We start from the raw sequence: 21,353 nt of genomic DNA, 5'->3' as shown, positions 1-21,353 counted from the left end.
CCGGCGTATTCCGGTGCCGCGCTCACTGCTGGGGCGCATGCTGCTGCTGACCCTGTTGGCAGTGCTGTTTGCCCAGGCTTTATCCAGTGTGATCTGGGTGTCGCAATTGCGCGCTACCCAGCTCGAAGGCCTGGTCACCAGCGCCCGCAGCCTGGCCCACTCGATGACTGCCAGCGTCAGCTATTTCCGCTCACTGCCGGTGGCTTATCGGCCGCTGGTGCTTGATCAGTTGCGCAGCATGGGCGGTACGCGCTTTGTCGTAACGCTCAACGACAAGCCCCTGGATATGCAGATCCTGCCGCAAACCCCGCGCAAACAGGCGGTGCTCGGTGCCGTGGATGAAGTACTGCGCCAGACCCTGGGCAGTGACGTGCATTTTTCGGTGGAGTTTGTCAGTGCCGAAGACCTGCGCATTTTCAATGCCGGGCTCAAGCTCGATGAGTTGCCCCGTTCCTGGGCGCATTACGCATTGACCCTGGAACCGGTCAACCCGCCGGTGCTGGTGACGCAGATCGAGTTGGGCGCCGGCGAGTGGCTGTATATCGCCTCGTTGCTGCCCGAACCCTACACCAGCCTCGAAGAACAGGGCCTGCCCTCCCAACAGGTGTGGTTTATCGTGCTGACCAGTGGCTTCCTGCTGCTGTTTATCGGTTTGCTGGTGCATTGGCAGAGCCGGCCGCTCAAGCGTCTGGCGCGGGCGGCGCGGGACCTGTCCCTGGGCGCCGACGTGGAACCGGTGGCCGAAGGTGGCGGTAGCGAAGTGGTGGAAGTGGGGCGTGCGTTCAATGCCATGCGCGAGCGGATCAGCCGCTACCTGACCGAACGCAGCCAGTTGTTCAGCGCGATTTCCCACGACCTGCGCACGCCGATCACACGCCTGCGGCTGCGCGTGGAGCTGCTGGAAGATGAAAAGCTGCAAGCCAAGTTCGGCCGTGACCTGGATGAGCTGGAACTGCTGGTCAAGGGCGCGTTGCAGTGCGTCAAGGACACCGATATCCACGAGAACATCGAGCCGGTGGACCTCAACCATGTGCTCGACTGTCTGGTGGAGCCGTACCTGGCGCCCCATGGCAATGGGCGGGTGACGCAGCACGGTCGGGCGCTGACGGCCTACCCGGGCAAGCCGCTGGCGCTCAAGCGCTGCATTGGCAACCTGATCGACAATGCTTTGAAGTACGGGCAGAACGCTCACCTGCGTATCGAGGACGATGGTGCGCAGTTCATCCTGCATGTGGATGACGAGGGGCCGGGTGTGCCGGAACAGCGTTTGGAACAGGTCTTCGAACCGCACTTTCGCCTGGCCGGTCAGCAGCAGGGCTATGGCTTGGGGTTGGGGATTGCACGCAATATCGCCCACAGCCATGGCGGCGAAGTCAGCCTGCAGAATTTGCGCGAAGGTGGCCTACGGGTGACCTTGCAACTGCCCCGGACCCTGGACTAAACAACACCGCGTCACCCTGTAGGAGCGCTGGGTCAGATGCTCTGGCGTAGCCTGGCCAAGTCGCGTAACGGCGGCGCGCCAAACAAACGGCTGTATTCCCGGCTGAACTGCGACGGGCTTTCATACCCCACCCGATACCCCGCCGCCGAGGCCTCCAGGCCTTCGGCGATCATCAGCCGTCGTGCTTCCTGCAGGCGTAGCTGTTTCTGATACTGCAGCGGGCTCATGGCGGTGATGGCCTTGAAGCGATGGTGCAGGGTCGACACGCTCAGATTCACTTCCTTGGCCAGGTCGTCGATGCGCAGCGGTTGTTCGTAGTTACCGTTCAACCAGGTGATCGCACGGCTGACCCGATGGCTTTGGCTATTGGCCACGGCAATTTCGTACAGGCGATAGCCCTGTGGCCCACGCAGCAGACGGTAGAGAATTTCGCGATTGATCAACGGCGCCAACATCGCGATGTCTTTGGGCGTATCCAGCAGGCGTGCCAGGCGCAGTACGGCATCAAGCAACTGGGTGTCGATCCGGTCGACATACATCCCGCGCGATGTCGGGCGTGTAGGCACGCCCATCGGGCCGGCTTCGGCAATCAAGGCGGTCAGTTGCGCCGGGTCGATATTGATCCGCACCGACAGGTTGGGGTCTTCGGGCGTGGCGTCGATGACCCGCCCGGCCACCGGCATTGCGACCGAGAACACCAGGTAGTTGAGAGGGTCGTAGGCAAAGATTTCGTCGGCCAGGCGCACCTCCTTGCTGCCGTTGGCGAGGATGCACAGGGCGGGTTCCACCAGCACCGGCATGAAGTCGCGCGGCGTGTTGTGGCGGTTCAGGTACAACGAAGTGATCGCCGTGCCGTAGGAACCGTCCTCCCAGGTATGCCTGTGCACGATACCGGCCAGTTCGGCGCGCTGTTTTTCCATCTCGGCATCGAGGGGAATGGACTGCTGTTCGGGCGACGACATGGGGCGTCCTCTGCATGCTTCTTTGATGGGCACAGCTTAGCGGTGCCTGTTCCAGTCGTGTTAGGTCGATTCTGCACAATCCTTGCCTGATCCTGCGGCGCGTCTTGAATCAGGCAAGCCCATGGCCTGTCATCTCCCTGAAACAAGGCGCCTATGCGTGGAATAAAGGCGGGCGCCAAACCGTCTTTCCAGGCTTCTGGCAGGATTGTGCAATAAGCCGGCAGGAATCGACTAACCGGCCAGGGGCAGGCGCCCGTATCTTTGATCCTGTGGCAGCACGCCCCCACAGTGCTTGCCGAGCATCACTTCTCAACGGGAGAGTCGAACATGTCCACCCCCATTCCCGCGAGCCATATGGCCTTTATCCGCGCCCGCAGCGGGTGCAGCACCGAACTGGGTGCGCGCTTGAGCAGTTTGATCGAACCGGGCCGCCAGGCTCAGGGTTGCCTGCAGTTCTCGTTGCAGCACTCTCAGGTTGACCCCGATGTATGGTTGGTCTCAGGTTTCTGGAGCAGTGAACAGGCGATGAGTGCCTACTTCAACTCGCCGGCCTTGATGCTGTTTACCGAGCTGTTGAACGACATGGTCGTGCGCAGCATGGACTTCCAGACCTTCACCGACGCATCCGCGGCCAATGCCTACGGCGAGTACCTGCAATTGGCCGGTTAGGGTTTAGAATGGCCGACTTTCCATTGGCCAGGACCTGCAACATGGCACGTAAAGAGTTTGCCCACCACGAAGCTGTTTCCGCCCTAGTGCGTGAAGACCAGGGGGGCTATAGCGCCGCCATCGCCGTCAAGGCACTGGATGGCATGAGCGCCCCGCGCTTTCACAAGATCCTCGATGGCCAATTGTTCAAGACTGCTGATGACGCTGACGATGCAGCGGCCCAGCAATTGGAGCGCTTGATCGATATCGATGAAGAGGGTCAGTTGGCCTGGGCGACCGCAGCAAACTAAAGAGCGCCACCGACCCAGCTGTGGGGTTCTGTGTGGGAGCGGGCTTGCCCGCGATGACTGAGTGTCAGTCGATACATGAGTTGACTGATACACCGCTATCGCGGGCAAGCCCGCTCCCACATTTTTAATTGCATTCGATCCAATCAGGGTTTGCCGGCACCCGGGCGGTACATCTTGAACAGCGCTTCCGGGCCCAGTTGGAAGTAATCCGCCGGCCCACCACCTCGCAGAATCGGCTCGGCAGCCGCCGTGTCGTATACCCCATCCTTGAGCAGCCATTTGGCGATATGCACCGCGACCACTTCGCCAAGCACCAGCCAACTGGGCACCAGTTCCTTGTCAGCCCGCTGCAGCTGAATGATCTGCGTAACCTTGCACTCGAACGACACCGGGCTTTCGCCCACTCGGGGCACGGCAATCACCTTGGACGCCACCGGCGTCAGCCCGGCCAGTTCAAACTCGTTGACCTCGGGTGACACGGCGGCGCAGCTCTGGTTCATCTGCTCGGCCAGTGGGCGCGTGGCCAGGTTCCAGACAAATTCGCCGGTCTGCTCGATGTTGTTCAGGCTGTCTTTGCGCCCGACGCTGGAAAAACCAATGATCGGCGGAATGTAGTTGAACGCGTTGAAAAAACTGTAGGGCGCCAGGTTCAGGCGGCCTTCGTTGTCCTGGGAGGAAATCCAGCCAATTGGCCGCGGGCCGACGATGGCGTTGAACGGGTCATGGGGCAGGCGGTGGCCGTTGGCGGGTTCGTAGAAATGGATATCGTCGGGCATAGACAGGGTTCCTGCTGGTGGTTCCGGAAAGGACACGATAGTGCACGCAATTGTGTGAACTGCGAAACCAAATGTGGGAGCGGGCTTGCCCGCGATAACTGAGTGTCAGTCGATACATCCGTTGACTGATTCACCGCTATCGCGGGCAAGCCCGCTCCCACAGGGTTTACTGCATCTTGCTGGTCAGTCGGTGGTGATCCGCGAATGCTTGCGGGTGTCTTTCATGGTGATGTAGACCAGCAACGACACGGCAATACACGCGGTCACGTACCAGTAGTAGCCGGTTTCCATGCCTATGCTCTTGAACCACAGCGCGATGTATTCGGCGGTGCCGCCGAAGATCGACACGGTCAGTGCGTAAGGCAGGCCTACACCCAGTGCACGGATTTCGGTAGGGAACAGCTCGGCCTTCACCACCGCGTTGATCGAGGTGTAGCCGCTGACGATGATCAGCGCCGCCATGATCAGGAAGAATGCACCCCACCAGGTCTGGACGGTGTGCAGGGTGGTGAGGATCGGCACGGTGAACAGCGTCCCGAGGATACCGAAGGCAATCAGGATCGGTCGGCGACCGACCTTGTCCGACAGGCCGCCGACAATCGGTTGCAAGCACATGAACAGGAACAGCGTGGCCGCAGAAATGGTGGTGGAGTCGGAGATGCTCATGCCGACGGTGTTCACCAGGTACTTCTGCATGTAGGTGGTGTAGGTGTAGAAGGCCAGGGTGCCGCCCATGGTCAGGCCGACCACGGTCATCAGTTCCTTGGGGTGGCGCATCAAGGTGCGCATGGCGCTTTCCTTGGCTTTTTCCTTCTTGGTGAACGATTCGGTTTCTTCCATGCCGCGTCGCAGGTACAGGGCCACCACCGCGCACAGGGCACCAATGGCGAACGGGATACGCCAGCCCCAGGCATACAGTTCTTCGGTGGTGAGGAGCTGTTGCAGCACGATCAGCACCGCCAATGCGATGAGCTGGCCAGAGATCAGGGTCACGTATTGGAAGCTGGAGTAGAAACCGCGACGTTCCTTGGTCGCCATCTCGCTGAGGTAAGTGGCGGAGGTGCCGTATTCGCCGCCCACCGACAGGCCCTGCAGCAAACGGGCAAATACCAGCAGGATCGGCGCGCCGATACCGATGATTTCATAGCCCGGGCTCAGGGCAATCAGCAATGAGCCGAAGCACATCAGGTAGACCGAGGCCATCAAGGCCTTTTTACGCCCGACTTTGTCAGCGTACAGCCCCATCAACCAGCCGCCGATCGGGCGCATCAGGAAGCCTACGGCGAAGATCGCGGCGGTATTGAGCAGTTGAGCAGTGGTGTCGCCTTTCGGGAAGAAGGTTTTTGCGAAGTACAGCGAGAAGGCGGCGTAGACGTACCAGTCGTACCACTCGACCATGTTGCCGACCGATCCGCTGAAGATCGACTTGATCCGGCTGGAGGTAGTGCGTTCTTTTGCCGGCACGGCGGCCGACCCCAGAGGCAGGGAGTTGGAGTTATCCATTGAAGGATCCTTCATGTCATTGTTTTTGTGGAGCGCGCGTCAGCGCAGCCTGGCGCAAGCTATAGCAGGAGCTGTGCCAAGCAGGTGAAGGCCCGGTTTAGAAGGGTTGGGGGGGATTTTTTGAGCGGAAAGTCGCTGATGATTTCTGGGTGATGAGCGGAAATCCGCTTATTGCGGCTGTGCTTATCGCTGGCAAGCCAGCTCCTACATTTTGATTTGCGAATACATTCGGTAGGAGCTGGCTTGCCGGCGATGAGGCCTCCAGCAGCCCCCCTCAGTCCATCGACAGAAACATTTCCCGGGTCAGCCCATGGCGCTGCATCTTTTCATTGAACGTACGCCGTGGCAGTTGCAGCTCGGCCAGCACCGCCTTGATATCGCCCTTGTGCCGGGTCAGCGCGGCTTTCAAGCAGTGCGCCTCGAACGCTTCCTGCTGCGCTGCCAGGGACTGCCCGGCCTCGATACCCTCCGGCTCCGGCTCACCGAGGCCCAGTACCTGGCGTTCGGCAGCGTTGGCCAACTCGCGCACGTTGCCGGGCCAGTCATGGCTGAGCAGTCGCCCCAGCTGCGGCCCGCTGAGGGGGGCGGCCGCGCGGCCCAGGCGGTCGGCGGCGCTCTGGGCAAAGTGTTCGAACAGCAGCGGAATATCTTCGCGGCGTTCGCGCAGCGGCGGCAGGCGCAATTGTGCGACGGTCAGGCGGTAGGCCAGGTCCTCACGGAACCGCCCGGCGCGGGCTTCGTCCAGCAAGTCGGGCTTGGTCGCGGCAATGATGCGCAGGTCGACCTTGATGCTCTGGTTGGAGCCCAGGCGCTCGAGCTTCTGCTCTTGCAGCACCCGCAGCAGTTTCACCTGCTGGGCCAGGGGCATGCTTTCGATCTCGTCGAGAAACAACGTGCCGCCGTCGGCGTACTCCAGCTTGCCGATACGCTTGCCCTGGGCGCCAGTGAAGGCGCCGCTTTCATGGCCGAACAGTTCGGCTTCAAACAGTTGCTCGGGAATTGCCGCACAGTTGAGCGCGACAAACGGCTTCTTCGCCCGGGGCCCGAAGTCGTGCAGGCAGCGGGCGACCAGTTCCTTGCCGCTGCCGGTCTCGCCACGGATCAGCACGTTGACCGGCAGGGCCGCCAAATCCAGGACCTGGCGGCGCAGTGTCTGCAGGCTGCGGGACACCCCCAGCAGGCTCGACTCCAGCTTGGCCCGATGATCGGCCTGCTGGTGCAGGCGACGGTTTTCCAGGATCAGCCCGCGCTTGTCCAGGGCCCGGCGCAGGCTGGCGAGCAGGGCGTCGGGGCTGAAGGGTTTTTCCAGGAAGTCGTAGGCGCCATCGCGCATCGCCTCGACGGCCATTGGCACGTCACCGTGGCCCGTCAGCAGGATCACCGGCAAGTCGGCATCGCGTCGTTGCACCTCGGCCAGCAGCTCCAGGCCGCTGAGGCCCGGCATGCGCACGTCACTGAGAATCACCCCGGGGAAATCCCTGGGCAGTTGCGCCAGGCAGTCCTCGGCGCGGCTGAACAACTGCACCTCGAACCCGGAGAGGTTCAGCCACTGTTCCACGGCCGTGCGGATGCTGGCTTCGTCATCAACCACGATCACCGCGTTCAGCATAGGTCTGGCGCCTCCAGTGCGATGGGCAGGGTCAGGGTGAATACGGCGCCGTCGCCCTGATTGGCAACACTCAGGCGCCCCCCCAGTTCATGCACGATAGCGTAGGACACCGCCAACCCGAGACCGAGCCCGTCACCCACCGGCTTGGTGGTGAAGAACGGGTCGAACACGTTGTTCAGGTGCTCCTCGGCGATGCCGCCGCCGCTGTCGCTGACGCTCAGGTGCCACAGTTGTTGATCGGCGTGCAGGCGGATTTCCAGGCGCTTGCGCGGTTTGTTGGCCATGGCGTCCAGGGCATTGCGCAGCAGGTTGATCAGCACCTGTTCCAGACGAATGGCGTCGCCGCGTACCCAGGCCGGGCGGGTCAGGTCAAGCACAGTGCCGATGGCTTCGTCGCGCAGGCGGGCGTCGAGCAAGTGCAGAGACTGGTCGACCACGGTCGCCAGGTCCAGGCGTTCGCGCAGGCCGCTGGGGCTTTTGCGGGCGAAGGTTTTCAGATGGCCGGTCAGGGCGGCCATGCGGGTGAGCATGTCGTCCAATGGCGTCAGCGCCTGGTACGCGTCGTCGATGCGCCCGTGATCAAGCAGCAGGCGCAAGGTCGCCAGTTGCATGCGCTGGGTGGTCAGCGGCTGGTTGATTTCATGGGCCAGGGCCGCAGACATCTGCCCCAGCGCCGCCAGCTTGGCCGATTGCACCAGGCCATCCTGGGCGGTGCGCAGGGCCTGGGTACGCTCTTGCACCAGGCGCTCCAGTTCTTCGCGGCTGCGCTGGCGCAAGCGGGCCAGGCGCCAACGCTGGGTCAGGAACAACAGCAGGAACACCAGCGCCAACCACAGGCCGGCGGCGGCGAGGCCGGCGTTACGCTGATCTTCAAAGGCCACCTGGGGTTTGCGCAGCAGGTGCAGGGTCCAGCCTTCGGCTTTGAGCGGCAGGGATTCCCAGATGTAGTTGGCGTTGCCTTCAGGGCCGGCCACGCGGACCAGGTGACTGTTTTCGTCGAAGCGCTGCAAGGTTTGGGTGTCCAGGGGCTGCAGTTGTTTCTTGTCGTATTGACGCGTGGCCTTGAGTTCGGCCAGATCGTTGGCCGACAGCGGGCGCAGGTTGCGATAACGCCATCCGGGTTTATTGGCGATAAACACGATGCCCCGGGCATCGCTGACCAGCAGCAGGTCGTCGCCCTGGGCCCATTCGCGCTCCAGCTCCGGAAATTCCAGCTTGACCACCATGGCACCGAGGAATTGTTCCTGCTCATCCACCACGGCGCTGGAGAGGAAATACCCCGGAATCCCGGTGGTCACCCCCACCGCATAAAAACGCCCGGTGCCCTGGCTGCGGGTCTGGCTGAAGTAGGGACGAAACGCATAGTTGTGGCCGACATAACTGCTGGGCAAGCGCCAGTTACTGGCAGCCACGGCCAGGCCGGTACGGTCCATCAATTCCAGGGTCGAAGACTGCGCAGCGCCGTTGATGCGCTCCAGTTTGTGGTTGAGCACCTCCTGGGTCGCCGGATCCAGCGGGCTTTTCAGGGCGCGGATCATTTCCGAGTCCAGGGCCAGCACGGCGGGCAGGGCGCGGTAACGTTCGATCAGGGTGTGCAAGGAATTGGCATACAAGGCCAATTGCTGATTGGCGCGGGCAGCATCATCCACCAGAGCCTGGCGTTCGGCATGGCGGATGGCCAGTGTGGCTGCGCCAATGGCGCCAGCGATGATCAGCAAAGTGTACAGCGTCAAGCGCAACGGGCGGGAAGTCAGCATCATGCTATGGCTAACGATGGAAACGGGGATCGCACCATAGCATGTGAGCAGTGGCCTGCAGCAGGTTTGGTCACTCAAGGCATGTCTATCTCCTGGCCCGGTTGACGATATCCCTATGGCTAGCCATGCGTTGCGGGTAGTACACCCCATCGATCAGGTACATGACCAATCGCCAATCGCCTCGCCCGCCTGCCGCGCCATCAAAGAAGGTGACGTCCACGGTGTGGATATCGCGCATGACCTTTGGCTTGCCCATCTCGACTGGGATGTTTTGATCCACTTCTCTGTCGTGGCTGTATCTGTGATTGTTGGCTGCAAACCTAGAGATTCTGATTTCGTCCAGCACACCTGTTATTTTTGCTTGTTGCTCTGGGGACCATTTTTGAAAGTGGCGGCTGAGTCTAAATTGAGTTTCGTCGACCTCGGCGCCAACCGGCCCGGTGGAAGTCGACTGCACGCTGGCTTGCACAACCTCTTCGACAGCCGCTATGCGTTCGGCTTTTTTTGAACTGGCTTTGGTTGTCGTAGCGACTTCAAATGCTGTGTAGGGGGTGGGTGCAGCGGCCTTCTTCGCCGGTGGTGGTGGGGCCTCCCGCAGTTTGATGGCGGGGTAACCCGGCTTGCTGATTTGCTTTTGTAAGTTGATGTCACTGGCATTCGACAGGTTTGTGGCGTGGGTGAGGTTCTTGGGTCTATAGGCCCATACAGATCCATCCCCCAGCTTTCTGACCTCTACGGACTGGCCAGTGGGAGATTGTTTATTGAACGCCTGCAGGTTTTCCCGCTCGGTCGGATGCAGTTCAAAATCAAGCGGTGGCAGCACCGTTTCAGCACCCAGCGACGGTGACGCTTTTTTGCTAAGCAGGGCCGCCGCGCCAATCGCGACCAGGGTGGCAGTGCCTGCGATCAGGTAGGCAATTTCGGCGTTTTCCCCCCGGCCGTCGACCTTGTTGATCGGGTTGTTATGAGCCATGCAGTACAGGTTCAGACCATCTGCGGTTCCGCTGGGGTCTGCATTGATCCAGCGTGATAACCAGGGGGCGTAATAACGCGCGCCATAGTAATAGAGGCCACTGCTGTCACGCTCCTTGCCGCTGTAGCGCAGTGTCTTGTAGCTGGCATGCACTTGTGAACGAGCGGCCCACCACGCTGTGCCGCCAAAGGGGTAATACGCTTCCTGGCTGATCAATTGAGCTTCACCGTCCAGCTCGATCAGGCTGGAGTCCTGATGATCCCTCAGGCTGTAACGCAGGGCGTCTTGCTCAATACCGTCGGGTGCCCCTTCAGGCCAGTGCAGGCAGCACACCTGGCCAATGCCCGCCTGCAGATTGATGACATGCAGCGATTCGCGTCCGTCTTGAGTGCGAACTTCAAGCCCCGGCAGGTAGTACTGCTTGTGAATATGGGTGACCGAAGCGGCGCGAGTGCTTCGCCATTTGTACATACGCTGACCGTCACTGGCGTAGAGATAGTGTTCAAAATCGTCTTCGGCTTCTTCTCGGTGCAACATCGTCACGCGTTGCAATTGGTCCAGCAGGTTCCACTGCAAGGGTTGTGCGCCGGGTTGCAATGCTTGCAGATTGCCATTGACGTCGTAATCCATCGTAAGGGCTGTCGAGTCGCTGCGTGTCCAGCTCACTGCGCGATTGCTTTGGGGAGCAATGTCCATCACACAGGTGTGGCTCTGGCCGGGAATCGGGCTGATGTGCTCCCGCTTGGTCAGGTTGCCGCCGTCGTCATAGGTGTAGTGCTGGGTGTAGCGGCTGCGTCGGGTGAGATCGATTGGGGTGATCAGGTCGGGCAATTGTGGCCGGGTCGTGGCGCCGACAGTTTCAGCACCGGTGGCCGTGATCAACTGATTGAGGCTGTCGTAGGTGAACTGCCGCGAACCGTCGACACGCTGATTGGAAAAGTATCGTGTGGGCTGAACATGGTCGTTCAAGGAGACGATGTTGCCGACGCTGTCGTATTCATAGCTCATGTCCTGGAACACCTGAGCGCTTTTCACCGCCTTGATATGCACCAGCCGTCCATCGCTGGGGTTGAACGCCAGATGACTCGACACCCCGTTTCCAGCCCTGTGCCCCAGTGGTTGGCCTGCCGCGTTGTAATGCAAGGTGTCGATGACAGTCTGCGCCACGGCTGCATGCCTGAGCTGCAAAGACGCGCTCTTGAGTTGGCCTGCAATATCCAGGGCGTATAGCTGGCGATGACCTTTAGCGTCGGTTTGCATTAGCACTTCATTGAGCGCGTTGTACTGCCAATGCGTGGTGTGGTCGTTCGGTTCCAGTTGGCTGAGCGGCCAGTCCACCGGTTCCAGGCCTTGCACAAAGCAACGCACTTGAGTCAGGGGCGCCGATAACAACCCGTAGTCGGGCATGGCCACTGAGCCGGCAGTATCAAAATGCTGAATCAGTCGACCGCACTGATTGTGCTGGGCTGACGTTTGCGAATTATCGCCATAGACCAAGTGCTCCAAGGTGCGACGAGGTAGCTGGCCAGACCATTCGTGCCGAGCGATGGGGCGAAGCAGTGGGTCGTAGTCGGTCTGCCATTGACCGCCGCGTTGGTCCCATTGGCGTACCACTTGTGCGGCTTGCCCACGCAGTTCAATGCGCCAGCCAGCGTCGACATTCTGGCTGAGCAGGCGCGCGCCGCTCAGGCTGTGCAGGTGGGTCTGATTAGGGGTTGCGGCGCTCAGGCGCGGGTCGTGTTCGCTCAAGAGGTGTCCGGCGGCGTCGTAGTGTCGGCGGTGCACGCGCGTCTGGGCTTGAGCGGCGTTGGGCAACTGACAATAGTGTACTTGCCTGACATTGAGGCTGCGGTTGTCGATCACGTTGAGGGTGGGTGTGCAGAGGTTCATGGTGTCATGCTCTCAAGGCACTTGATGCCGTCGCGCGGCGGCAGGTGGAACAAACAAGTCATTTTCGTCGAACGCTACTGTGTTCCACAGCCAGTACCAGGTCTCGCGGCGCAATGGCTGTTCCTGGGCCGGGTCGCCCTGGAGCATTGTTCTGGCCAGCACCGTGTGGGTCGGGCGACCAAGGCCATCGTAAAACTGCTGGTCATGCAGGGCGTGTTGGCGCATTGAGCGGTCATTGATGTAGCGCCATTTATCCGCGAAATAGGGACGGTACTCACGCACCGCCAGCCCCTTGTTGTTGTATTCGACCGGTTGGCTGATCCGCCAGCGCCGGGCTGCCAGCGCTTCCTTCGGGCTGCCATCGGGGTTGAGCAACAGTGCGCCGTCGTCACCGACGCACCAGGCCATGCCGGGCTCGACTTCCTGCTTGGTTTGCAAGGTTCGGCCAAAGCCGTCCAGGCAGGTAATGCTCGCGCGTATCTGCACAGGTGCTGCTTGATCCGCAAACTGGTCGGCTATCAGCGTGACCCTGTACACCGGCTCACGGGGCGCCGCGTCAATCAGTTCTTTGAGAAGTCGTTCATTAGCATCGGGGTTTTTCAGGGTGCCCAGATGGCGCCGGGCACGGTCATAAAAGTGTCCGCTGGGCAAGATAAAACCTTCTTGCGTGGCCCAGTTCATCCATGCGGGCAAAGGCAACACCGCACGGTCTATACATCCCATCCAACTGAACAGGTCCCAGAAACCGGCGCTGGCGAATTTACCCAAGGCGCTCTGCTTGTTTTCGAGTGCGACACGCGGGTCACGATCGCCTGTCAGGGTATCGCTGTCCAAGGGATGAAACCCGCTGGGTACGCCCTTTTCAGTGCCGTGGACCGTGGTGACGAAGGGTTCACCAAAACCGGTATAGCGTGCTTGTTGAAGGTTGCGATTGGCATCTTCGAGGGTGCCGGGCAGCAACGTCCGGTAGTCGATGTCGAGGATACGCGTGGTACAGCCATCAGGCAGCTGTACGGCAGTGATCAAGCAGTTGTAACGGTCACGGGTCAACGTGGTGACGCCATGGCTGCGGGTTTGACGGTAGCTGCGCAGGGCATGGAAGCCGCTTGGCCCCTCGTACTCGGGGAACCCCTGATGGATGCACCACAAATAATCCTTCGCATTGTCGCTGTGCTGAAAGGGCCGGTTCGGCACAGTGGGAAGGCAAGGTTGCATGATGTGGTAACCGACTTGCGGTGATTCCAGTAGCTGTTTGAGGTTGAACGGCGGGTTGGCGCGTTCTTCGAGCAGTCGGTCATAAGCCCCCAAAGCGTTGGCGTCCAGTTCTGCGCTTTCACGGTGGGCGACCAGGGCCTGAAATGAAGCCTTGCCCTCGGCCAACGGCTGGTTGCTGAGCGTGTCCATGTAGAACTGACGGGACATGCTGGTGAGTACCGCTTGCCTGGCCCATTCGCTGTTGTCCAAAGTTCGGACCCGCAGGTTCTCATGGTTGATGTCGGCTGCACTCAGGGTCGATTTTTCCAGCACCAGCGCGTTGCTGCGCGCCAGGTAAGGCAGGTTCAGGCGCCAGGCCTGGAGGTTGGCTTGCGCCTCGCCCAAGTGGTGAATGTACTGAGCCTTCTCCTGGGTCAGGTACCACTTTTGCTGTGCGTCATCATGAGCGTCACGCCACCATTGCTGTTGATGTTCGTCGCTGAAGGGCGGCTCGTCGTTGGCGGTCTTGCGCCGGGCGTAGTACACGGTGACGGCATGTGTGACGTTGCCGTATTCGTCCCACGCAAGATTGAGCAGGTGCTGGCAGAGCGGATCATCGGGGATGTGTGGTTCATATTGGTAACTGATGGTTTCCAGATTATCGGGCTGGACGACCGCATACGGTTGGTGCGGGCCCTTGGGCCGAAGTATGCCAACACACGCACGGTGTTCAATGACTGCATAGGGCGCGCGCGGGTCGTCAGCGTTGAACAGCTCGCTGCGTAATACCCGGCCACTCAAGCTGCGCGCGATTTCGCGGGCCATCTGCTCGTCCGGTGCCCAGGGTAATCGCGTGGCTTTGTCGTCGGGATGGCCGGTGCACACCAGCGTTGGGTTGAGGGGCACGGCCTGCGGGTCATGGACGCTACTGCCGTCGCAGGGCGGGTCTATCTCGATGCCCGTGTGGAACCAGGTCTTGCTCAGCAGCGGCGCGCTGAAGCCTGCTTGAACACGCTGTGATGGCGTCGCTTCGGTATCGGTTTGCAACAACAGGCCAAAGCCACGAAACTCGCGCTCTACGCTGTCGTAATGGCCAGCTCGGTAAGCGTAACTTTGTGTCAGACGGGTGCCGCTGATTTCGTCGATCAGTGCGATGTGCTTAACCAGATTGAGGGTCAGCGGCAAGTGGGCGACCGGCGCGGACAGGGCATCGCTCTGTTTCTCCTGCTTTTCATCCAGCCATTCCTGGGCTGAGCTGCGGTAGGTCACATGGGTGCGGGCGCCCATGTTGTTGCAGGTCGTACTCAGCAAATAGGGCTTGGAGTCTACAAAGTCGTAACGCCAATGGCGCGGTGTCATATGGGGTACGGTCAACACCAGGCTGGCGCATCCTATGCCTTGCAGGTCCACGGTGCTGACCTGACAGAAACGGTCATAGCGCACCCCGTCGGGCCAAGGCAGTTCCACCGGGGTGCTGAGATAGCCGCTGCCCGCGTGGTTCATGAATACTTTGACGGCATCGGGTGTCAGGCAAATCAGATCGGCCGCGCCGGAACCGTCAAGATCCGTCAGCCGTATCTGTTCAGCATTGAACTGGGTAGAGTTGAAGGGCAGCGTACATAGCACAAACCCTTTGCCGAAACGCCCGTGCCCCAGGTTCGGCCAGCATTTGACCTCATCGTGGCGTATGCGCACCAACTGCACGGAGCCACTTCCCAGCACATCGGCGAATGCCACCAACTGCGTGGGACTGGTACCTGCAAGCGGTAGCTCATCGCCCTCGTACTGGTCCTGCGGATGAGGTACATCGAGCCCCGGCGCGAATCCCGCGTCACGTCGGTTGGCATACAGGCGCACGCTGCGGCTACCGATCAGCACCATGTCGCTCAGGCCGTTACCGATCAGGTCGGCCATCTGCGCGGCAGGATGAAAAAATTCCTTGGGAAACGCGTTGAAGGGCACGAAGTGTGACCATTCGCGATCGGGGTCCAGCGTGAAGTAGCCATGCATGCCGGGCGCCGACACGATCCAGTCGAGCCTGGCGTCGCCGGTCAGGTCGGCCAGTGATTGATGGACTGCTTTGCCGGTATTGGCGACGGGGATATGTTCCAGGCGCGCCCATTCGCCATAACGCAGCTGGTCGCCCCCGGTGGCGTCACGTAGAGGTTCGCGGTAATACCAAGCCTTGTCTTGGCAAGACAGCACTCCTGGCAGCCCTTCGCCGTACAAGTCCACCAGTTGGTAAGAATAGCCGTCGTCGAGCCCCGGCATCGCGTCGAACCGGGACCAGCCTGGGGCGCTGGGGGACAGGGTGAAGGGAGTGTAGTCATACTCGGTCGGTGGCCGGCGCTCCGCCTGTCCGAGGCTGTCGTATGCCAGCGCATGGGTGGCGGCCAGCAGGCTGTAGCCCCACGGGCTCTGTCGATGTTCCAGCATCAGTTGCTGCACGAGCATCGGCACCGGCCCCAGTTCACCGGCAAATGCGTGGAACATCAGTATGTTCCGGCACAGGCGCCGGGTACCTATTTCAAAGCCATAGGCTTGGTTCCAGATGGGGTCGGCGCGCGCGGGCCAGGCACGCTGTTCGTCAAAGGTGGGGGCGGCCTGCGGGTCGGTGCTGTGCTCGCCGTAATCGAATACCAAGTGAAAGTGCCAGTGTTGCTGCTTCCAACTGTCCTCGTTCCAGCCGTATAGATGCTCGTAGGCTGTTGCGTTGCCATAGTGGACACGCTTGAGGTAACGCTGGGCGCGATAATCGCGCATGTCCGGCGGGGCAGGGGGTTCCTGTTCGTGTTTGTATTCATAGACGATATGTTCGCCGAAGGGGTTGAGGCTCTCGCAGATCAACCAGGCACCGACATGTTCCGGGGCTAGGGGGGCAAAGCGGCGTGACTCGGCGTTCTTGCCGTAAAGGTGCAGGCCGCCGTCTGCACTGTGCACCAGCCAGAACCCAGACGGATCCTCGGCGCAGGACCAATGTTCGATCAGCGCATGTTCGCCTTCTACCCTGGGCCAGTGGCGCACCACCTGGTGTGGCGCGCCGGTGTAGACGCCGTTGTAGGTCGAGATGGTGCTGGCAATCAGGCTGCCGTCATCGGCACGCTCAGGCATCCATACATCGCCATCGGGCCCGACCACCTGGTCGGTACCGTCATAGTGCGGCACCCCTTGGGTGGTACGCAGGGTGATGGCATTGACGTTCACGGTCCATCCCATGCCGAACATGCTATTGCCGGCCTGGTTGCTGTAGCCTAACTCCAGTGTCGGAGCAAACCCTCGTCCCTGGGAAATCGGCAATGCCACGCTCAGGCCGGCCTCACCCCCGGTGCCGATGGCCCCCCAGCCTTTGCCGATGCTCTGGACGCTGCCGCCCATTTTGGGTAGGGCGGGCGATTCAATCTGCAGCGGTGTTTGCCCCGTCATTGCATACTCCCGCCGGATCTTGCCGTATAGCTGAGGTGAAAGATGATGTCGGTCAGCGAGTTCAGGGCCCCTCTTTGTTCCGGCGCGTTTGGAAAGGTCAAACGCCAACGGGAAACGGCTCCGGTGTATTCGAACGGCAGGTAGCGCTCATCTTGAAAGTTGAGTTGGAACTGACCGTCATCGTTAACCCCATGGGAAAGCGCGATCTGTTGGTTGGCCTTCAGGTTTTCCCTGATGTTTGTGCCCACGGAAGGTAACAGTTCAACCTTGCTGTAGGACTGCGTCAGAATTGCCCTGATGTCTTCATAAGGCCCGAGCACGACAGGGAAGGACGCGCTGATGGTTTTTATGCGGCGCAGGTAATGGTTTTGCCCATCGTAGTCATCGTCGAGCATTTTTTGCGTCACTTCGAATTCGCAACTGCCGGTGTTGAGCAGTGCTGCTTTGACCTCTTCCCAGCTTTTGTTGAGCGTGGAGTCCGGGTCCCTGGCCTTGAGGTCTTTGAGCGACAGGGTTTTACGGATTTCCAGATCCCGCACGTTGTGCTGCACGTATTCGCGGTACATCTGTTGCAAACCCATTTTCAGCGCCTCACCTGCACCCAGGCCGCGGTAGCTGTTGTTCCACGCGCCAGGAAGGATAAAGGTCTGGTCGAACTGGCAGGTTTCGTATTGCCAGCAGGCTTCGGCAGCCTGGCAGATGGATTGCGCTGCGTTGAAGGCGCTGTAATAGAAACCGCTGAATTTGCTGTTGAGCCAGTCATAGGTTTGTGACTGGCTGAACCGTTGGTTGCCCAGCAGCAACGCATGGGTGGCTTGGGCCTGGTTGAGCGCGGTTTGTGCCTGGAGCAGTTGTAAGTGTGTCGCGCGGTGTTGTTCTTCGAGGACCTTGAGTTGCATCTCGATATGCCTCGACTCCAGTTTTGCCTGGTCGCGCGCCAGGTTCCACTCCTGGGTACGGCGCCGGAATTGTTCATGTTGAGCAAGGACCTCGGCCTGGCCGTGCAAGGCACTCGAAAGCCCTTGCAAGAGATACATGGGCACTTGCGAGACGCCTTCCATGCGTTGGCCACCAACGGCAAAACCAAAAATATTCGGTGGTAGCTTGGAGAATTCAGCCTCAGCACCCAGCGCTGGCAGGCCGGTCTCTGCCACCCGGGCATTGAGCAGCAGGCCGCCGACGAGCCTTTCCCCCACACTTACATCATCGTTGATCAACTTGTCGTAATAGCTGACGCGTCCTTGGACGATGTGCAGGGAGGCTCGCATAGCCTCTCGGTTGGCCTCATCTACTTTTTCCAGTTGCAGTTGGATATCAACGGCAACGCGTGCCAGATTCCACGCCTGTCGCTGTTGCAACTCAAGGTATTGCGCCTGCTCCTTGCGCTCGATCAACGAGAGCAGGGTCGTGCCGAATTGAATCACGCCGTCGACTGCATTTTGGGCAAGGGCGAACATGACGCTGAAGCGGTAATGGGGAATCTGTGGCGTCAGCGAGCGATTCAACCCTGGGCCGATGAGCCCTTGTTGCTGGGCGCTGAGGAGCGTGCGAGGGTCGAGCGGGCTGGCAAACAGCGGCAGATTCAAGGGGGTGCCGTCTATGTTCAGATTATGCCGCAGGTTGTACAGGCGACTTTCTATCCGCTCCCAGCGCCGGATAAGTTCGGGGTTGAATGGACGACGCAGGTAAGGGTTGTCGAGGGCGGATAATTCGGGCGTCGCCGTAAACGCTCGCAGACACAGCAGTGGTGCCTGAGGCGAGGCCGCGGCGGGGCCGACATGTACCGGCGGATGCTTGTGCAGCGATTGCTGAGCATTGATCAACTGCTGCTCGAACGTGCGCAGGTGTGGATTGATGCTGGTACTCAGTTGATCCAGCGTCACCGGCACCCAGTCGTCTGCCTGTCTTACATCTGGGCGTGGTCCCAGCATATCGAGCAGATGTGTGTAGCGCAGCTTGGCTTGCGCCAACCCGTCGGGTGTGAGCTCGTGGTAAGCGGCATCGGCCTGGTTGCATTCGATATCGATGTAGAGCCCATACAACGCCTTGCGCAGATGCACCGGGAAACTCAGGGCAATCCGGTGTGGGTCGTAGGGATAAAGCACCGCCTGGCTGGGATCTGGCTGGGTCGGCCATACCGCCTCTTCAAGTGGTACGGACTGCCAGTATCCCGGGTGTCCCTGCTCATTGCTTTGGCGCGCGGGGTTGAACAAAAAGGCCAGCCAGCGTTTAGCGTCGTCGTACTGTTGTTCCTGATTCAAGCGGTGGGCCACCAGCCATGGCAAGTACAGGAACAACTCCAGGAAGTACAGGGAATACCCGCCGGAAAAATCCATGGGTTCGGCACCGAGGCTGCCCCCGATCGGCGGTTCGGGCAAATGCTGGGTATTCCAGTTGAGCAGGGACTCCATACTGGATTCGGCCAAGCCGATCAGATGGCGCACGAAGGTCGTGTTCATGCGGATGGGGTCACGCCGCAGGGGCTTTTTGTGGCTCAACTCGCCATCGCTGAACGCAATGGCGGAGCCGGTGAAGTCAATGAACTGCGCCCTGCCCAGGGACGGACTGTCACCTTGGGTCGGGTCCGTCAGGCTGTTGATGCTGGGAGCGATCTGAAGCTCGGTATTGAGTTCGGCGCCCCAGGTAATGGCCGCAGTTTTTAATGCACCACCCACCAGATGCATGGGGGGAAACGCTGCACGTTCTTCATAGATCAATACTCCATAGATCAACGGAATTTTGATGTCTTCTTGTTTCTCGGGCCAAATCACTGGCCAGCCGCCGGCCTGATGGGTGACTTGGTCGATGGAAAAGCTGTAGCTAAGCCAGGAATCTTTGCGCAAGGCAGGTTCGATGCCGCTCGCGTACAGCGGGCGTATTTGCGCAAAGGTCGTAGGGAGTGTGCTGGTTTGGACATCCAGCGGATGGCCGACAAAACACTGGTAAAAAAACGGCCCCGCGTTTGTGTGATGCCTGTTTTTGCTGACGGCCAGATAGGACTCATCGGGTTTTAGGCGCGCTACATCGAATGACGCCTGGTTTTTTTTCGCCAGCTCAAGGCCTTTTTTTGCCAAACGTTTACCCGCCAGGGAGGCTGTTTGCCCCGCAGCTGTACGGGGCAACTCAAACCTATCTTTCCCGTCATTTGCGAGAATTATGGCGTGCACGATTCGAGAGGCGTAAACGTAAATTAGGTAGATCCCACCTTGGCGGTCAAAAAAATCACTGTCGAGAGGTATCAATTCAGAACCGGGTAGTAGCGTATACGACCCCTTGTGCAAGCTGGTTTCGTTGAAGGTCAGTTTTATTTCCAGAACCGGGCGCGTGTTTTGATCGTCTTCGAAAAGGATGAAATTCTCCTCTCTTACATGCTCGAAGCTGCCTTGAAGGCGCACGTTCAACTCGATGTTTGAGTTTTTCCGGTCATAGGCAATATCAACGTCCTTCTCGAGCGTTTTGACATTCGATTGCAGTTGCTCAAAATTCCAGAGTGTCGAATCGACAGGTGGATTGCCGTGCACGAGGGAGCCAAAAACCGGGACGCTGGAAGGGAGCCAGTATTGAAAGCGGCCTTGATTTTTTTGATTACTGGCGAAGGTATGGCCGATCAACAGCACGTGATCTCTGTTCGAGTCTTGTTCCAGAGCTTCCTCGGAAAAAGGCGGCAGAACGCTGCCAGCGGCGGGAAACAATGGCGTGACTTTGTAATTTTTGTCGACGCGCACCGACCTTAAAAAGTCGTATTGATCTTTGTCTCCGCTAGGGTCGGCGTTTTGTCGGTAGCCGCTGTACACCATCAGTACTAGTGACTCAGGAGAGGTCGAGTGGTCGTAGACCGCGATCGTATGGGTGTTTGCAGCAATCTCTTCGGGCGTCTGGATGATCAGGCCAGGTGTCTTGCAGGTGTGTTCGGCATACACACGGGGGGTGCTCCAACTGTCGTCGTATTTCTTGTAGCTGGCGTACAGGCGGAACAGCGGGTAGGGCTTGCTGGTTTCCTGAGCTGTGCCTTCCCGCGCCTGTGGACTGAAAAATTCTGTGTCCGGGTACTCCACCTGGGCCCACACCACGAACAGCCGATTGTTGAACCAGCAGGGGCGAATCGTATGTTCAAGGACTTTATCGGAGATCGGTACATTGGCCCTCTGCCAATCTGTCCAGGCATGGGGCGACGGCTTGTCATACTTGAAGGGAGCCTCACCGGCCCGTGACGCCGCGGCCTTTGCCGGACGTTGACGCATATCCAGTGATCGCCAGTAATAAGCATTTTCGGCCGGCGATCGGGCGATGAAGTAGTAGGTGCTGTTGGCGAAATCGTCACCGTCGATATAGCCATTGCAGATGTTCAGGTTGGCAATTTCCTCGAACCGCGCGAGGTAGGCCATGAGGGCTGAAATGATGGTGTCAGGCTGAATTTTGGCCTGAGTGATGTCGGCTTCAAACTGCTTGAAGCTATCGGTCTTGGTTTTACGCAGCGTCGGGTCCAGGTAGATGTCCGGAAAATCCTGCAATTGCTGCAACCCTGCCCAGATCGGATAGTGATTGAGCACCGTCTGCCAGGTGTCGACCTGCTCGGTGCTCAGGCTGTTGTCTCGATAACCGGGTTCCATGTTCAACATCATGCTGTTGACCAGTTGTTGCAGACTGGCAATTGCGCATGCGACCGGGCTGGTGGGCACGTTTTGACTGACCAATACATCCAGCAACCAGTATTCGTAGAGGTCGCTGGGCGTCTTGATACGATCGACCAGGTTTTGTTCGATGATGTAGGCATCCTTCGGCACGGCTTCGTGCAAATACATCGCGAGCATGGCATCGCGCAGGGATTCGTTGAGTGTGCCGTCGAAGGAAGTCGCCATCGTCCCA

The 21,353-nt window shown here is 59.7% G+C and carries 11 protein-coding genes; 3 read left to right on the top strand and 8 right to left on the bottom strand.

Annotation, left to right across the window (positions count from 1 at the left end; translation table 11 throughout):
* Window positions 1-13 precede the first annotated feature (13 nt).
* Window positions 14-1,441, top strand: coding sequence for an ATP-binding protein (locus BHC62_RS05760; protein ID WP_166647890.1), 1,428 nt, complete (start codon window positions 14-16; stop codon window positions 1,439-1,441).
* A 32-nt stretch (window positions 1,442-1,473) separates the two neighbouring features.
* On the opposite strand, the gene BHC62_RS05755 is transcribed toward BHC62_RS05760, so the two are convergent.
* Window positions 1,474-2,403, bottom strand: coding sequence for an AraC family transcriptional regulator (locus BHC62_RS05755; RefSeq protein WP_029295424.1), 930 nt, complete (start codon window positions 2,401-2,403; stop codon window positions 1,474-1,476).
* 327 nt (window positions 2,404-2,730) lie between these two features.
* Here BHC62_RS05755 and BHC62_RS05750 point away from each other — a divergent pair, with 327 nt between their 5' ends.
* On the top strand, window positions 2,731-3,072 hold the full coding sequence (locus BHC62_RS05750) for an antibiotic biosynthesis monooxygenase family protein (RefSeq protein ID WP_029295426.1): 342 nt from the start codon (window positions 2,731-2,733) through the stop codon (window positions 3,070-3,072).
* An 8-nt stretch (window positions 3,073-3,080) separates the two neighbouring features.
* On the top strand, window positions 3,081-3,362 hold the full coding sequence (locus BHC62_RS05745) for a hypothetical protein (protein WP_032866945.1): 282 nt from the start codon (window positions 3,081-3,083) through the stop codon (window positions 3,360-3,362).
* Between the two features lie 143 nt (window positions 3,363-3,505).
* Here the strand turns inward: BHC62_RS05745 and BHC62_RS05740 are convergent, their stop codons facing one another.
* The 7 genes from BHC62_RS05740 to BHC62_RS05710 form a co-directional block, all read right to left on the bottom strand.
* A complete protein-coding gene (locus tag BHC62_RS05740; RefSeq protein WP_070994453.1) occupies window positions 3,506-4,138 on the bottom strand; it encodes a flavin reductase family protein in 633 nt (210 codons plus the stop codon).
* 183 nt (window positions 4,139-4,321) lie between these two features.
* The gene (locus tag BHC62_RS05735) at window positions 4,322-5,641 is read right to left on the bottom strand and encodes an MFS transporter (RefSeq protein WP_029295432.1); all 1,320 of its coding nucleotides are present in this window, start codon (window positions 5,639-5,641) and stop codon (window positions 4,322-4,324) included.
* A 274-nt stretch (window positions 5,642-5,915) separates the two neighbouring features.
* A complete protein-coding gene (locus BHC62_RS05730; RefSeq protein WP_070994452.1) occupies window positions 5,916-7,250 on the bottom strand; it encodes a sigma-54 dependent transcriptional regulator in 1,335 nt (444 codons plus the stop codon).
* The gene (locus BHC62_RS05725; protein WP_070994451.1) at window positions 7,244-9,010 is read right to left on the bottom strand and encodes an ATP-binding protein; all 1,767 of its coding nucleotides are present in this window, start codon (window positions 9,008-9,010) and stop codon (window positions 7,244-7,246) included. Before BHC62_RS05725 ends, BHC62_RS05730 begins: the two co-directional genes overlap by 7 nt.
* An 82-nt stretch (window positions 9,011-9,092) precedes the next feature.
* Complete coding sequence (locus BHC62_RS05720) at window positions 9,093-11,387, bottom strand: RHS repeat-associated core domain-containing protein (RefSeq protein WP_176770966.1); 2,295 nt, start codon at window positions 11,385-11,387, stop codon at window positions 9,093-9,095.
* Window positions 11,388-11,882: 495 nt separating this feature from the next.
* Window positions 11,883-16,487 carry a SpvB/TcaC N-terminal domain-containing protein gene (locus BHC62_RS05715; protein ID WP_070994449.1) on the bottom strand — a complete coding sequence of 1,535 codons (4,605 nt, stop codon included), beginning with the start codon at window positions 16,485-16,487 and terminating at the stop codon, window positions 11,883-11,885.
* Window positions 16,484-21,346 (bottom strand): neuraminidase-like domain-containing protein, encoded by a 4,863-nt coding sequence (locus BHC62_RS05710; RefSeq protein WP_070994448.1) that lies wholly within the window; start codon window positions 21,344-21,346, stop codon window positions 16,484-16,486. The genes BHC62_RS05715 and BHC62_RS05710 overlap by 4 nt, the downstream gene beginning before the upstream one ends.
* Window positions 21,347-21,353 lie beyond the last annotated feature (7 nt).

Origin of the sequence: Pseudomonas sp. 06C 126, assembly GCF_001855215.1 — a bacterium.
Lineage (GTDB): Bacteria > Pseudomonadota > Gammaproteobacteria > Pseudomonadales > Pseudomonadaceae > Aquipseudomonas > Aquipseudomonas proteolytica.
This window is presented reverse-complemented; position numbering and strand designations above follow the sequence as displayed.

Excerpts from the sequence above, each read along its gene's own strand:
- BHC62_RS05755 (WP_029295424.1), bottom strand. The coding sequence starts at position 2,403 with ATGTCGTCGCCCGAACAGCAGTCCATTCCCCTCGATGCCGAGATGGAA.
- BHC62_RS05750 (WP_029295426.1), top strand. The coding sequence starts at position 2,731 with ATGTCCACCCCCATTCCCGCGAGCCATATGGCCTTTATCCGCGCCCGC.
- BHC62_RS05745 (WP_032866945.1), top strand. The coding sequence starts at position 3,081 with ATGGCCGACTTTCCATTGGCCAGGACCTGCAACATGGCACGTAAAGAG.
- BHC62_RS05740 (WP_070994453.1), bottom strand. The coding sequence starts at position 4,138 with ATGCCCGACGATATCCATTTCTACGAACCCGCCAACGGCCACCGCCTG.
- BHC62_RS05735 (WP_029295432.1), bottom strand. The coding sequence starts at position 5,641 with ATGGATAACTCCAACTCCCTGCCTCTGGGGTCGGCCGCCGTGCCGGCA.
- BHC62_RS05730 (WP_070994452.1), bottom strand. The coding sequence starts at position 7,250 with ATGCTGAACGCGGTGATCGTGGTTGATGACGAAGCCAGCATCCGCACG.
- BHC62_RS05725 (WP_070994451.1), bottom strand. The coding sequence starts at position 9,010 with ATGATGCTGACTTCCCGCCCGTTGCGCTTGACGCTGTACACTTTGCTG.
- BHC62_RS05720 (WP_176770966.1), bottom strand. The coding sequence starts at position 11,387 with ATGCCCGACTACGGGTTGTTATCGGCGCCCCTGACTCAAGTGCGTTGC.
- BHC62_RS05715 (WP_070994449.1), bottom strand. The coding sequence starts at position 16,487 with ATGACGGGGCAAACACCGCTGCAGATTGAATCGCCCGCCCTACCCAAA.
- BHC62_RS05710 (WP_070994448.1), bottom strand. The coding sequence starts at position 21,346 with ATGGCGACTTCCTTCGACGGCACACTCAACGAATCCCTGCGCGATGCC.